The organism is Microbacterium sp. ARD31, from assembly GCF_031844425.1.
This window is the reverse complement of the sequence record NZ_JAUZVE010000009.1, coordinates 188,973-202,306: the sequence shown is the minus strand read 5'-3', so window position 1 is coordinate 202,306 and position 13,334 is coordinate 188,973. Positions and strand designations below refer to the sequence as shown.

Sequence of the window (13,334 nt, the reverse complement as noted above, 5' to 3'; positions counted from 1 at the left end):
TGCTGACCAATGTCAAGGGGTGCGATGGACCTCGCCACGCTCATGTTCGTGTCCTACCGTGCGATGGACGAGCGGGTCGTCGCCACGATGCGCGCAGCCGGCTACGACGTCACCCCGGCGCAGGCGCGTCTCGCCCAGCGCATCGCCGACGGGGGCTCCCGGCTCACCGACCTCGCCGAGCGCGCGCAGGTCACCAAGCAGACCGCGAGCGTGCTCGTCGCCGCCCTCGAGCAGCAGGGTCTGGTCGAACGGGTCGCCGACCCGGCGGACGGGCGGGCGCGGCTGATCCGCTTCACCGAGCGCGGCCGCGCAGCGTCGCAGGAGGCGATGCGGGTCGTCATCGGCGTCGAGCAGGAGTGGGCCGAGCACCTCGGTCCGCGGCTCACCGTCCAGCTGCGCGTCGCGCTCACGAAGCTGCGTGAGGTGACCGACCCCTACGCCTGAGCGAGGATCGACCCATGACCGATGTCCACCCCGATGTCCACCTCGATGTCCACGAGTTCCGCATCACCCTCACCGTCGACGACTTCGACGCGGCCGTACGCCTCTACCGCGATGCGCTCGGCCTGCCCCAGGTGGCCGACTGGAGCAGTGACCGGGGCCGGGTGCTGCTGCTCGACGCGGGCCGCGCGACGCTCGAGCTGTTCGACCAGGCGCAGGCCGCGATGGTCGACGACCTCGAGGTCGGGCACCGGGTGACGGGGAAGGTGCGCTTCGCGCTCCAGGTGCCCGATGCCGATGCCGCTGCCGCCTCTCTGGTCGGTGCCGGGGCGACCCCCGTCGCGGACGCCGTCGACACGCCCTGGGGCGACCGCAACGCCCGCGTCGCCGCGCCGGACGGCATGCAGCTGACCCTGTTCAGCCTCCCCGCTGGTTGATGTGCGAGCGCCTGCGCTTGGTGGTTGATGTGCAAGCCCCTGTCCTTGGTGGTTGAGGTGCGAGCGGAGCGAGCCTCGAATCCAGCTTCCGCCGCAGGTTTCGAGGCTCGTCGCTGGCGCTCCTCGCACCTCAACCGGCGGGAGCGGGGCGCTCCTCGCACCTCCAACCAGCGGCAGGTGGGGAGGCTTGCTGGTGGTTGAGGTGCGAGCGGAGCGAGCCTCGAAACCAGCCCCCACCGCAGGTTTCGAGGCTCGTCGCTGGCGCTCCTCGCACCTCAACCGGCGGGGGCCCGAGGGCTCAACCGGCGGCGGGAGGCGTCCTGACCATCCACATCGTCGGGTCGGGGAGAGGGGTGAAGCCGAAGCCGGAGTAGACCTCGTGCGCGTCCCGGGTCGCCAGCAGCGTGCGCTTCACGCCGAGGGCGTCGAGGTGCTCGGCGACGGCCGCCACCAGGCGCGTGCCCACGCCCGTGCCGCGGTGGGCGCGGTCGACGTACACGTCGCAGAGCCAGGCGAAGTTGGCGCGGTCGGTGACGACGCGGGCGTAGGCCACCTGCTGCCCGTCGGCGGTGAACGTGGCGAAGTTCAACGAGTGCTCCGCGGCGGTGCCCACGGCCTCGCGGGAACGGCCCATCGACCAGTAGGCGTCGGTGCTCAGCCACCGGTGGACGAGGTCGAGGTCCATGTCGGCGACGTCGGTGCGGATCTCGTGCTGGTCGGTCATGAGGATGATCCTCGCCTGGTCGGGTGCGGCTTGCGGAGGGTGTCGGGCAGCAGCTGCGCGCCGGGCCCGCGCTCGGCGGCCCAGTCGCCGGCGTTGGAGAAGGCGCACGACCGCAGGCTCAGGCACCCGCAGCCGATGCAGCTGTCGAGCCCGCCCTTGAGGCGCTCGAGGGCGGCTATCTGGTCGTCGAGCCGACGACGCCAGTGCTGCGAGATGCGGTGCCAGTCGGCCTTGGTGGGCGTGCGGTTGCCCGGCAGCCGGGCGAGCTCCTCGCGGATCTCCTCGATGGTCAGCCCGACGTTGGAGGCCGCGCGGATGAAGGCGAGGCGCCGGAGCACGCTGCGCTCGAACCGTCGCTGGCCCCCGCCGGAGCGGTGCGCCTCGATGAGGCCCTCCGCCTCGTAGTAGCGGATGGCCGAGGCCGCGAAGCCGCTGCGCCGCGAGATCTCGCCCATCGGGAGGAGGTCGCGAGCATCCATCGATGTCACCCCTTGAACTCAAGTTCACTTCAACTTGAACCATGATGGCATGACTACGAACACGACGACACGGGTGGCGCTCGTCACCGGAGGATCGGCAGGACTGGGACGTGCCCTCGTCCGCGCCCTGGCCGCAGCGGGTTGGGACGTCCTGACCGACGGACGCAGCGAGGAGAAGTTCAAGGAGGCGGAGCTGCCCGCGGGGGTGACCGTGGTGGTGGGCGACCTCACCGACGCCGACCACCGCGACCGCCTCGTGGCCGCGGTCGGCGACCGCGGCCGCCTGGACCTGCTCGTCCACAACGCCAGCACGCTCGGTCCGCTCCCGATGCGTCCTCTGGCCGAGGTCGACATCGCCGACCTGGCGCAGGTGTGGCGCACCAACATCGGCGCGCCCCTTGTGCTGACCTCGGCCCTCCTGCCGTGGCTGCGGGAGGCAGACGGCGTGCTGCTCTCCATCAGCTCGGACGCCGCCGTCGCCCACTACGAGACGTGGGGGCTCTACGGCGCGAGCAAGGCCGCGCTGGACCACGTCACGCTGACCTACGCCGCCGAGACGGGCCTGACGGGCTACGCGGTGGACCCCGGGGACATGCGGACCGCGATGCACCAGGACGCCTTCCCCGGCGAGGACATCTCCGACCGCCCGCTCCCCGAGACGGTGGTCCCCCGTCTGCTGGCCCTGCTGGGAACCCGTCCGGCCTCCGGCCGCTACCGGGCGGAGGACCTCGGATGACCCGGTCCTGGACGGCACGGCTCCACGAGACCCCGCGCACCCGCTTCGAGGCCTCCACCTTCGCCCCGAAGCCGGCGGAGGAGCGCGGGCTGGCGCGGGACGAGGTGCGACTGCTGGTCGGCACGCCCGACGGCATCGACCATGTCCGCTTCCGCGACCTGCCCGACCACCTGCACCCCGGCGACGTCCTCGTCGTCAACACCTCGGCCACCGTCAACGGCCAGGTCGACGCGGTGCTCGACGGGGATCCGGTCGTGCTGCACGTGGCCCACCGCCTCGACGACGGGGACCGCGTCGTCGAGCTGCGCACCGCGCCCGACGCCGGTCGCGCGATCCTCGACGCCTGGGAGGGGGCAGTCGTGGCGGTGGGCGACGTACGCCTGGTGCTGCGCGAGCCCTGGCCCAGTGGTACGCCGTCGTCCCCGACCGGTCGCGGCAACCGGCTCTGGCGGGCGTCGGTCCGCGGGGACCTGGACCGCCAGCTCGACTGGAACGGCCGCCCGATCGCCTACGGCTACCTCGACCACCGCTACCCGCTGTCGGCCTACCAGACCGTCTTCGGGTTCCGGCCCGGCAGCGCCGAGATGGCCTCGGCCGGCCGGCCCTTCACCGACGCCCTGGTGACCCGGCTGGTGGCCGCCGGCGTGCACTTCGCGCCGGTCACGCTGCACACCGGCGTCTCCTCGCAGGAGGCCGGCGAGGCGCCCGGCCCGGAGTGGTTCGAGGTGCCGCCGACCAGTGCCCGGCTGATCAACGGGTCACGGGCCGACGGCGGCCGCGTGGTCGCGGTGGGCACCACGGCGACCCGCGCGGTGGAGTCCAGCGTGCGGGGACGGCACGTGATCGCCGGACGAGGCTGGACCGACCGCGTCGTCACGCCTGGCGATCCGCCCCGGGTGGTCGACGGCCTGGTCACGGGCTGGCACGACCCGATGGCCTCGCACCTGCTCCTCGTCGAGGCGGTGGCCGGTCCCGGCCTCACCCAGGCGGCGTACGACGCGGCGGTCGCGGAGGGCTACCTCTGGCACGAGTTCGGCGACTCGGCGCTCTTGCTGCGGCGCTGATCGCTGCGGCCACGGGGGCGAAATGGCCCTGGGGGTGGACGGCGCGAGGACCCCGTGCGGCAGTCTCACCCCTGTGAGCCTCTCGACGAGCCACCGGGCGGTGGCGCGCACCCTCGCGGCCGTGTGGGCCGTTCTCGTCCTCGCCGTCCTCGCCGTCGGCTGGGTGATCACCGGTCCGCTCGAGTCGACGGTGGACCCGTGGGACGACAGCGTCGAGCGCTCCATCGCCGCCGAGCGCACCGCCGACCTCGACGTGGCCGCCGCCATCGGCAGCGGCATCGCCGACACGATCATCGGCGTCGGGCTGGCCGTGGTGGTCGCGGGCCTCGCCGCGTGGCGGCTGCGCTCGTGGCGCCCGGTCGTCTACTTCACCGTCCTCGTCGCCGGGTACCTCGCGCTCTACGTCATCGTCACGCACCTCGTCACCCGCGACCGACCACCCGTCGAGATCCTCGACCCGGGCCTGATCCCGGACCACAGCTACCCGTCCGGTCACGTGGCGACCTCGATCGTCGTCTACGGCGGCATCGCCCTCTGGGTCGGCGCCGTCGCGCCGCGCTGGCGCCCGTGGATATGGCCGCTGTTCCTCGCCCCGCTCGTCGTCGCCCCGTCCCGGCTCTACCAGGGCGCGCACCACCCGACCGACGTGATGGCCAGCCTGGTCTTCGCGACGGTCTGGCTCGTGGTGGTCTCCCGCGTGCTCCTGCCGCAGCGATCCGGGGACGACGAGGGTCCTCAGAACTCCGAGGTGCCGCGCAGCGCGCGCGGCCTGCCGTCGGGGTCGTAGGCCAGGCGGTAGGCGGGGCGCGCCCACAGCGTCGTACGACGCGAGAGCCGGGGCGGCTCGTGCCACCCGATGCGCGAGCCCGGGGCACCGACGCGTGAGGTCCACAGCGCCATCGGGTCCTCGACGTCCGCCAGGCGTTCGTCGTCGGGCAGCCCGAGGTGCTCGGCCCACAGCCGCGTGCGCAGGCTCCGCGGCAGCTCGCCGTCGGGGTCGACCACGGCGCAGGTGAGCTCGGAGTCGTGCGTCCACGAGCGCAGGTTGAGGTTGTCGGAGCCGATCGTCATCCACGCGTCGTCGACGATGCAGACCTTGGCGTGGACGTAGACCGGCGTGCCGGCGGCGTTCTCGAGGTCGAACATCGCGAACCGCTCGCCGCCGGCCTCGCGCAGCCGGTCCCAGGCGATGCGCTGGCCGTACCTCATCGGGGGCCCGGCGACCTTGTTGTCCTCCTCGGGGTGCCGCGGGACCACCGCGATCACCTGCAGGTCGGGCTCGCGGCGCAGCGCGTCGGCGAGGGTGGTGGCGACCACGTCGGACCAGAAGTACTGGTCCTCGACGTAGACCAGCCGCTTGGCGCGGCTGAACGCGCGGGAGTAGGCCCGGGCGATGGACCGCTCGCCGTCCGGGGCGAACGGGTAGCGAGGGCGCTTGTACGGGTAGGTCCGCAGGATCTGCACCCGGTGGCGGCCGGCCTCGGGCGGTGGGTCCCACCGCGCGGGCAGCTCCTCCGGGTGCCGGGGCATCCGGGCGATCCGGTGTGCCGCCGCCCGGTAGGGGTTGCGGTGGTCGAGCGGCGTGTCGTCGTCCCACCGCTCGGTGAAGGTGTCGAGCACGTGCGCGACGGCGGGTCCGCGGATCTCCGCCATCACGTCGTGCCACGGAGGCGTGTCGCCGTACCTGTCGTCGAGGGGCGGCGCCTGGGGGTCGCCGGCGTGCCGCGCGTCGTCGCGCCGACCGTGGCAGAGGTCGATGCCGCCGACGAAGGCCACGTCCTCCTCGGGCCTGCCCTTGCGCCGCACCACGAACAGCTTCTGGTGGTGCGAGCCACCACGCCGGACGCGTTCGTCGAGCAGCGCCTCGCCCCCGCACTCGTTGATGACGCGGCCGAGGTGGCCGTTCTCCTCGCTGTTGAGCTGGCCGGGGTGGGAGCGCCACATGAGGGCGCGGACCTCCACGCCCCGGCCGGCAGCCGCCCGGAGGAGCTCGGCGACGGTGGGGCCCTGGTCGGTCAGCCGCTCGTCGGAGTCGCCTCGCCAGTCGGTGAAGAAGATCCGGTCGCCGGCCTCGGTGGCGCCGACCAGCTCCACGACGCGGGCGAAGTACTCCGCGCCGTGCACGCGCGGCACCACGAGGTTGCCCGACGTCCACGGGCGCTCCGACTCGGGCAGGAACCACTCGCTCACCCCCACAGGCTCCCAGCGCGGAGCCGTGCCGTCGACGGTGTGCCACCCTCAGGGGGTGGTTCCCGCTGCCCGCGCCCTGTCCTTGGACACCCTCGGCGCCTGGCTGGTCAAGGCCAGCGGGGCCGAGCCGTCGACCGGGCAGCACGTGCGGACCGGCTTCGCCCACGTCGGGGCCTGGTGCGCGCGACCGACGTACCGCACCGCGCTGGTGGCACCCGGGCAACCGGTGCTGCTCTGGGTCAGCGGGACGCGCGCGGAGCACCCGGCCGGCATCCACGCGTGCGGCCGGACCACGGGACCGGCGACGGACGGGACGATGCCGATGAGGCTGCTGCCGCTGCGCGAGCCGCTGCTGCGCAGCGAGCTCGTGGGGCACCCGGAGCTGTCGTCGCTCGAGGTGCTCCGGATGCCGGCGGGCAGCAACCCGTCCTACGTCACCCGGGCCCAGCTCGCGCTGCTCGCCGCGATGAGCGACGAGCTGGCCGACCTCGTGTGAGGTCGTGCCGGCCAGTTTTCACAGCCGAAACATTCTCCCGACGGGCGGGAAACATCGCGTTCCTAGCGTCGTCGCCATGACCAAGCGCCAGCGGATCGTCGTCGTCGGGCACGGCATGGTGGGCCACCGGTTCGCCCAGGCTGCCGTCGAGCGCGGCCTCACCGAGACCCACGACGTGCTCGTCGTCGGCGAGGAGCCGAGGGCGGCGTACGACCGGGTCGCGCTGACCAGCTGGTTCGGCCACGACGCCGACGGCAACGGCGACGAGGCGCTCTCGCTCCTCCCCGGCGGTGAGTACGACGACCCGCGCGTGCGGCTCGTGCTCGACAGCGTCGTGACCGAGATCGACCGTGCCGCACGGACGGTCACGGTGGTCTCGCCTCCGACCGCAGCAGGTGACCCGCTGGCCCACCCGGGGGCGGTCACCGTGCACGAGTACGACGTCCTGGTGCTCGCCACCGGCGCCGCGCCCTTCGTGCCGCCGGTCGAGGGCCGCGGCCGCCGCGGCTGCTTCGTCTACCGGACCATCGAGGACCTGCAGGCGATCAAGGCCGCGAGCGCCACCGCCACCAGCGGCATCGTGGTCGGCGGCGGCCTCCTCGGTCTCGAGGCGGCCAACGCCCTCGTCCAGCTCGGGCTCGACACCCACGTCGTGGAGATGGCGCCGCGCCTGATGCCGGTCCAGCTCGACGACGCCGCCGGCACCACGCTGGTGCGGCACATCGAGCGGCTCGGCGTCACCGCCCACACCGGTGTGCTCACCGAGGAGGTGACCGGGACGGATGCGGTGACCGGGCTGCGCATGCGGCCGGCCGGGACCGAGGAAGGCGCACCGACGACGACGATTGAGGCGCAGGTCGTGGTGTTCTCCGCCGGCATCCGCCCGCGCGACGCGCTCGCGCGGGAGTGCGACCTCGCGGTCGCCGAGCGCGGGGGCGTGCTGGTCGACGAGCAGTGCCGCACCAGCGACCCGGCGGTCTTCGCCATCGGCGAGTGCGCGGCACCCGGCGGGACGATGTACGGCCTCGTGGCGCCCGGCTACGCGATGGCAGAGGTCGTCGTCGACGCGCTCCTCGGTGGGCCGGGCGCCTTCACGGGCGCCGACATGTCGACCAAGCTCAAGCTGCTCGGCGTCGACGTCGCCAGCTTCGGCGACGCCTTCGCGACCACCCCGGACTCCCTCGAGCTCGTCTACTCCGACGCCGTCACCGGCGTCTACAAGAAGCTCGTGGTGAGCGAGGACGGGACCCGGCTGCTCGGCGGGATCCTGGTCGGCGACGCGTCGGCGTACGGCGTGCTCCGGCCGCTGGTGAGCAGCGGGCTGCCCCTCCCCGACAACCCGGAGCAGCTCATCCTCCCTGCGGGCGGCGGCGTCGAGCTGGGGATGCCTGACGGGGCCCAGGTCTGCTCGTGCAACGACGTCACCAAGGCCGACATCCTGCACGCGGTCGCCGAGCAGGGGTGTGAGGACGTCGCGGCCGTCAAGGCCTGCACGCGCGCCGGCAGCACGTGCGGCTCGTGCGTCCCGACGGTGAAGAACCTCATCGAGGAGCACTTCGCCAGCCAGGGCAGGGTCGTCGACAAGGGGCTGTGCGAGCACTTCCGGCTGACCCGGCAGGAGCTCTTCGACGTGGTCGCGGTCCACGGCTACCGCCGCTTCGACGACATCGTCGAGGCCCACGGCACCGGCCGCGGCTGTGACATCTGCAAGCCGGCGATCGCGAGCATCCTGGCCAGCCAGACCAGCACCCACATCCTCGAGCGGGAGACCGCCGGCCTCCAGGACACCAACGACGCCTACCTCGCCAACATCCAGCGCAACGGCACCTACTCCGTGGTGCCGCGCATCCCCGGCGGTGAGATCACGCCGGAGAAGCTGATCGTCATCGGCGAGGTCGCCCGCGACTTCGACCTCTACACCAAGATCACCGGCGGCCAGCGCATCGACCTCCTCGGCGCCCGGATGGAGCAGCTGCCCGCGATCTGGCGGCGCCTCGTCGACGCGGGCTTCGAGTCCGGCCACGCCTACGGCAAGTCGCTGCGCACGGTGAAGTCGTGCGTCGGGTCAACCTGGTGCCGCTACGGCGTCCAGGACTCCGTCGGCCTCGCGATCGCCCTCGAGCTGCGCTACCGGGGCCTGCGCAGCCCGCACAAGCTCAAGGGGGGCGTCAGCGGCTGCGCCCGCGAGTGCGCCGAGGCGCGCGGCAAGGACTTCGGCGTCATCGCGACCGAGAAGGGCTGGAACCTCTACGTCGGCGGCAACGGCGGCGCCACCCCCGCCCACGCGCGGCTCCTGGCCGGCGACCTGGACACCGGGACGCTGGTGTCGTACCTCGACCGCTTCCTCATGTACTACGTCCGCACCGCCGACCGGCTCCAGCGCACCTCGACCTGGATCGAGCACCTCGAGGGCGGCCTCGACCGCGTGCGCGAGGTGGTCGTCGACGACGCGCTCGGGCTCGGCGCCGAGCTCGAGGCGGAGATGGCCCGCCACGTCGGTGGGTACGCCGACGAGTGGCGCGCGACCCTCGAGGACCCGGAGAAGCTGGCCCGGTTCGTGTCGTTCGTCAACGCGCCCGACACCCCCGACCCGACCATCGCGTTCACGACCGAGCGCGACCAGGTGCAGCCGATCGCACCCGCGCTGATCTCGGTGGGAGCCCCGGCATGACGACCCTCGCGATGACGTCGGTGTGCGACGTGGAGTCCGTGCCGCTCGAGGGCGGCGTGGCGGCGCTGGTCGACGGGCACCCGGTCGCGGTGTTCCGCACCCACGACGGCACCCTCCACGCCCTCGGCAACGTCGACCCGTTCAGCGGCGCCTCCGTGCTGGCCCGCGGCATCGTGGGCAGCCGCGGCGACGTACCGGTCGTGAGCTCACCGATGTACAAGCAGGCCTTCGACCTGCGCACCGGTGCCTGCCTCGACGACGCGTCGGTGCGCGTGCCGACGTACGACGTCGCGGTGGTCGACGGGCGCGTGCTGGTCGGCCGTCGGCGGGAGGTCGCGTGAGCCAAGCCCCCGTCCCCGAGGCCCGACCGCTCGACGGCTTCCGGATCGGCGTCACTGCCGCACGGAAGGCCGACGAGCAGGTCGCGCTGCTGCGCCGCCGCGGCGCCTCGGTGGAGTGGGCCGCGGCGCTGTCGCTCGAGCCGAACCACGTCGACCTCGCCGAGCTGCTCGCCGCGACGAAGGAGGTGCTCACGGGGCCGGTCGACTTCTTCCTCGCCACGACCGGCGTCGGCATGAAGACCTGGCTCGAGGCCGCCCGCGAGGCCGGCCTCTACGACGAGCTGGTCGCCACGCTCGACGGCGCCGAGATCCTCGCCCGCGGCCCGAAGAGCGTCGGAGTGCTGCGCCGCCACGGGCTCCGCGAGCTGTGGGCGCCGGAGTCGGAGTGCTTCGAGGACGTGCTCGCGCACCTGCGCGGCCGCGACCTGAGCGGCAAGCGGATCGTCGTGCAGGAGCACGGCCAGTCGCTCTCGATGGCCGCGCACGCGCTGCGCCGCCAGGGTGCGTCCGTGGTCACCGTGCCGATCTACCGGGTGGCGTCGGCCGACGACCCGGAGCCGATGTTCCACCTCATCGACCGGATCGCCGACCGCGAGCTCGACGCGGTCACGTTCACCTCCGCGCCCGCCGTCGCGGCCCTGATGGAGGCGGCCTTCTCGGTCGGTCGCCGCGACGACGTCATCTCGGCGTTCCAGTCCGACGTGGTCGCGTCGTGCGTCGGGCCGGTGACCGCGGCGGCCTTCGAGATGTGGGGCGTGCCGACGATCTTCCCCGAGCGCTCGCGGCTGGCGGGGATGGTCAAGCAGCTCGAGACCGAGCTGCCGACGCGGCGTGACGGCGTCGGCGTACGCCTCGCGGACGGGCGCACGCTCATCGTGCACGGCGACTCGCTGATCCTCGACGGCGTGCCCGTCGAGCTGTCCCCGGCGCCCGCGTCGGTCCTGATGGCCCTGCTGGTCAACCCCGGGTTCGTGGTGTCGCGCCGCGCCCTGCTGGCCGCGCTGCCCAGCGGACAGGCCGGCTCCGAGCACGCCGTCGAGATGGCCGTGGCCCGGCTCCGCGCCGCGATCGGCACCAAGGCCGTGCTGACCGTGGTGAAGCGGGGCTACCGGCTGGCTGTCAGTGTGGAGGCATGACCTCACCGATCGTCGTCGTGACCGGAGCCAACGGCCTCGTCGGCCGCCACGTGGTGGCCGCCCTGACCGAGCGAGGCGCGACCGTGCGCGCCGTCGTACGCCGCGTGGGCGCCGCCCCGGACGACCCGGGCGTCGAGGAGCACGTCGGCGACTTCGCGGATCCCGCGTTCGCCGGGACGGTCGTGGCGGGCGCCGACGCGCTGGTGACGACGGTCCACCCGCTCGGCGGCGACGCGGAGGCCCAGCGCCGCGTGGGCCTCGACGGCACGTTGGTCGTCGCGGAGGCCGCGGTCGCGGCCGGCGTACCCCTCCTCGTCCACGTCTCGACCGCTGCGGTCTACGACCGCAGCCCGGGCGTCGGCGACGTCTCCGAGGACTCCGCGCTGGTGGGCGACGACGCCGACGACTACGCAGTGATCAAGCGCGACGTCGACGCCGCGCTCGACCGGCTGGAGGGTGCCACGCGCGTCCTGGTCCGGCCGCCCGCGATCCTCGGCCCGGGGGAGTCGTCGGTGTGGAACTCGGTGCGCCCCGCCGAGATCCGCGACTCCGAGACCGAGCGCCACGCGCCGCCGGACAAGTCGTTCGCCTGGGTGCACGTCACCGACCTGGCGGCCCTCGTCGCGGACGTGGCGACCGGCGCGATCCCCGTGTCCGCGGACCCGTCGTCCGGCCCGGTGGCGGCCGGCTGCACCCCGGTGAACGTCGCCAGCGAGCCGGCGACCCAGCGCGACTACCTCGGCACCGTCGCCCGCGCCCTCGGCGTCGACCCCGTCTGGGAGGACGGCGACGCGTGGACCGGCCAGATCCTCGCCGACCGGGCTCGGGGCTGGGGCTGGGCGCCGAAGGTCTCGCTGCAGGACGCGCTCGCGGAGCTCGAGGAGGGCGTGCGGGCGCTGTAGGTGTGCCCTCCGCCACCCGGGACGTCAGTCGACGTCGGCGATCAGCTCGCGCAGCGCCGCGACGTGGGCGCGCAGGGCAGCGCGGCCAGCGGGGGTCAAGCTGATCCAGGTGGTGCGTCGGCCGGCGTGGACCGACTTGCGGCTGCGGACGTAGCCGGCCTCTGCCAGCGCCGAGATGTGCTTGGACAGCACCGAGTCGCTCACGTCGAGAGCGGTGCGCAGGGTGACGAACTCTGCCTCGGACACGGCTGCGAGCGTGGTGACCACCTGGAGCCGGGCAGGAGCGTGGATGAGCGGGTCGAGACGGGGCATCAGCCGGTGACGAGCAGCACGACGAGGCCGAGGCCGGCAACTGCCGCAAGGACGGCCAGTGCCCGCGAGGAGGCGCCGACCGCGTGCCCGACCGGGTCGAGCTGGTAGGCGCGCCACCACTGCCGGGCGGCGAGGGCGTACCCAGCCCCTCCTGTCGCGGCCGCCGCGGCGACCAGCCACCACTGGGACTCGAAGGCGGCCCAGGTGGCGGCCCCGAACGTGCACACGTAGATGCTCGAGGCCATGGTCCCGGCCCCCAGGACGACCTGGCTGGTCAGGCCGTCGAGCCTGGCGCCGTTGACCTGCCGGAAGCGGTGCAGCGCCAGCGCGGCGAATCCCAGGAACACCACGGCGCCTGCCAGTGCCACGGCGAGGCCGGTGCCCGTCTGAGCGGCGATGCCCCAGGCGGCGGTGCCGATCTGGAGAGCGATCGCCACGGCCAGTGCCGGATGGAACCCGGGGGGCAGCCGCAGACCGGCTGACAAGCGGTGGCTCGCCCGGTCCGCTGCGGCCAGGGCCTGCCTCGGGTCGTCCGGGTCGTACGGCGTCGACGTGCTTTCCATGATGGAAACTATGAACTGTACTTTCCGATTTGGCAAGTAGTGGACCGGGTCGGGCGAGCGACTGCATGCGTGGCTGACGACAAACGGCTCGCGCCGGGCCGGAGATCTGCCTACGGTGCGAACCATGTCTGCCCGCCTGCGGTCGCTCACGATCCTCTCGTCCGACCCCGAGCGGCTGGCCTCCTTCTGGCGCGACCTCCTCGGCCCGTCGCGCGACGACCTGCCCTTCACCCTCGTCGTCGAGCCGGGCGACGTGCCGAAGGTCGGGCTCAACCAGATCCACCTCCACCTGACCAGCAACACCGCTGCGCAGGAGGACACCGTCGCCCGGGCGCTCGCGCTCGGGGCCAGGCACCTCGACGTCGGCCAGCTGCCGGAGGAGGACCACGTCGTGCTGGCCGACCCGGACGGCAACGAGTTCTGCGTGATCGAGGCGGGCAACGGCTGGCTGGCCGGCACCGGGTTCCTCGGCGAGCTCGCAGCGGACGGCACCCGCGAGGTCGGGGTCTTCTGGAGCGAGGCCCTCGGCTGGCCGCTCGTCCACGACGAGGACGGCGAGACGGCGATCCAGCCGCCGGGCGGTGGCACCAAGATCGCCTGGGGCGGCCCGCCGTTGAACGAGCGCCACGGCCGCAACCGGATGCACTTCGTGCTCGAGGCCGCCGACCTCGACACCGAGGTCGACCGCCTCGTCGGCCTGGGCGCGACGGTCGTCGTCCGGCGCGACGACGAGGTCGAGTTGGCGGACCCCGACGGCAACGAGTTCCGCCTGCGCTCCTGAGATGGGTCCCCAGGCGCCGAAGTGCGCACGTGCGGCGGAAGTGGCCGCCGGATGACGCGTG

General features: G+C 73.3%; 16 protein-coding genes. 11 read left to right on the top strand and 5 right to left on the bottom strand.

What is annotated here, in order from left to right:
- Positions 1 to 24 precede the first annotated feature (24 nt).
- Positions 25 to 444 carry a MarR family transcriptional regulator gene (locus Q9S36_RS22425; protein WP_311287074.1) on the top strand — a complete coding sequence of 140 codons (420 nt, stop codon included), beginning with the start codon at positions 25 to 27 and terminating at the stop codon, positions 442 to 444.
- Positions 445 to 458: 14 nt separating this feature from the next.
- Positions 459 to 878 carry a VOC family protein gene (locus Q9S36_RS22420; protein WP_311287073.1) on the top strand — a complete coding sequence of 140 codons (420 nt, stop codon included), beginning with the start codon at positions 459 to 461 and terminating at the stop codon, positions 876 to 878.
- A gap of 298 nt (positions 879 to 1,176) precedes the next feature.
- Here the strand turns inward: Q9S36_RS22420 and Q9S36_RS22415 are convergent, their stop codons facing one another.
- Positions 1,177 to 1,602: a GNAT family N-acetyltransferase gene (locus tag Q9S36_RS22415; protein WP_311287072.1), complete on the bottom strand. Its 426-nt coding sequence runs from the start codon at positions 1,600 to 1,602 to the stop codon at positions 1,177 to 1,179.
- On the bottom strand, positions 1,599 to 2,081 hold the full coding sequence (gene soxR, locus Q9S36_RS22410) for a redox-sensitive transcriptional activator SoxR (protein WP_311287071.1): 483 nt from the start codon (positions 2,079 to 2,081) through the stop codon (positions 1,599 to 1,601). The genes Q9S36_RS22415 and soxR overlap by 4 nt, the downstream gene beginning before the upstream one ends.
- A 49-nt stretch (positions 2,082 to 2,130) precedes the next feature.
- Here soxR and Q9S36_RS22405 point away from each other — a divergent pair, with 49 nt between their 5' ends.
- The 3 genes from Q9S36_RS22405 (at position 2,131) to Q9S36_RS22395 (ending at position 4,668) form a co-directional block, all read left to right on the top strand.
- On the top strand, positions 2,131 to 2,817 hold the full coding sequence (locus Q9S36_RS22405; RefSeq protein ID WP_311287070.1) for an SDR family NAD(P)-dependent oxidoreductase: 687 nt from the start codon (positions 2,131 to 2,133) through the stop codon (positions 2,815 to 2,817).
- On the top strand, positions 2,814 to 3,881 hold the full coding sequence (locus Q9S36_RS22400) for an S-adenosylmethionine:tRNA ribosyltransferase-isomerase (protein ID WP_311287069.1): 1,068 nt from the start codon (positions 2,814 to 2,816) through the stop codon (positions 3,879 to 3,881). The genes Q9S36_RS22405 and Q9S36_RS22400 overlap by 4 nt, the downstream gene beginning before the upstream one ends.
- 73 nt (positions 3,882 to 3,954) lie before the next feature.
- Positions 3,955 to 4,668, top strand: a complete 714-nt coding sequence (locus Q9S36_RS22395) for a phosphatase PAP2 family protein (protein WP_311287068.1) — start codon at positions 3,955 to 3,957, stop codon at positions 4,666 to 4,668.
- Here the strand turns inward: Q9S36_RS22395 and Q9S36_RS22390 are convergent.
- Entirely contained in the window at positions 4,617 to 6,071 is a 1,455-nt protein-coding gene (locus Q9S36_RS22390) for a phospholipase D family protein (RefSeq protein ID WP_311287067.1), read from the bottom strand. The genes Q9S36_RS22395 and Q9S36_RS22390 overlap by 52 nt on opposite strands.
- A gap of 55 nt (positions 6,072 to 6,126) precedes the next feature.
- Here Q9S36_RS22390 and Q9S36_RS22385 point away from each other — a divergent pair, with 55 nt between their 5' ends.
- From Q9S36_RS22385 to Q9S36_RS22365, 5 genes are all read left to right on the top strand, one after another.
- Entirely contained in the window at positions 6,127 to 6,567 is a 441-nt protein-coding gene (locus Q9S36_RS22385) for a hypothetical protein (RefSeq protein WP_311287066.1), read from the top strand.
- A 76-nt stretch (positions 6,568 to 6,643) separates the two neighbouring features.
- Complete coding sequence (gene nirB, locus Q9S36_RS22380; protein ID WP_311287065.1) at positions 6,644 to 9,238, top strand: nitrite reductase large subunit NirB; 2,595 nt, start codon at positions 6,644 to 6,646, stop codon at positions 9,236 to 9,238.
- Positions 9,235 to 9,579: a nitrite reductase small subunit NirD gene (gene nirD, locus Q9S36_RS22375; RefSeq protein ID WP_311287064.1), complete on the top strand. Its 345-nt coding sequence runs from the start codon at positions 9,235 to 9,237 to the stop codon at positions 9,577 to 9,579. The genes nirB and nirD overlap by 4 nt, the downstream gene beginning before the upstream one ends.
- Positions 9,576 to 10,715, top strand: coding sequence for a uroporphyrinogen-III synthase (locus Q9S36_RS22370; RefSeq protein ID WP_311287063.1), 1,140 nt, complete (start codon positions 9,576 to 9,578; stop codon positions 10,713 to 10,715). Before nirD ends, Q9S36_RS22370 begins: the two co-directional genes overlap by 4 nt.
- On the top strand, positions 10,712 to 11,617 hold the full coding sequence (locus Q9S36_RS22365; protein ID WP_311287062.1) for an NAD(P)-dependent oxidoreductase: 906 nt from the start codon (positions 10,712 to 10,714) through the stop codon (positions 11,615 to 11,617). Before Q9S36_RS22370 ends, Q9S36_RS22365 begins: the two co-directional genes overlap by 4 nt.
- Before the next feature lie 24 nt (positions 11,618 to 11,641).
- Here Q9S36_RS22365 and Q9S36_RS22360 read toward each other — a convergent pair whose 3' ends face one another.
- Both Q9S36_RS22360 and Q9S36_RS22355 read right to left on the bottom strand, forming a co-directional pair.
- Positions 11,642 to 11,929: a transcriptional regulator gene (locus Q9S36_RS22360; protein WP_311287061.1), complete on the bottom strand. Its 288-nt coding sequence runs from the start codon at positions 11,927 to 11,929 to the stop codon at positions 11,642 to 11,644.
- Positions 11,929 to 12,492 (bottom strand): hypothetical protein, encoded by a 564-nt coding sequence (locus Q9S36_RS22355; protein WP_311287060.1) that lies wholly within the window; start codon positions 12,490 to 12,492, stop codon positions 11,929 to 11,931. Before Q9S36_RS22355 ends, Q9S36_RS22360 begins: the two co-directional genes overlap by 1 nt.
- 124 nt (positions 12,493 to 12,616) lie before the next feature.
- Here Q9S36_RS22355 and Q9S36_RS22350 point away from each other — a divergent pair, with 124 nt between their 5' ends.
- Positions 12,617 to 13,273 (top strand): VOC family protein, encoded by a 657-nt coding sequence (locus Q9S36_RS22350; protein ID WP_311287059.1) that lies wholly within the window; start codon positions 12,617 to 12,619, stop codon positions 13,271 to 13,273.
- Positions 13,274 to 13,334 lie beyond the last annotated feature (61 nt).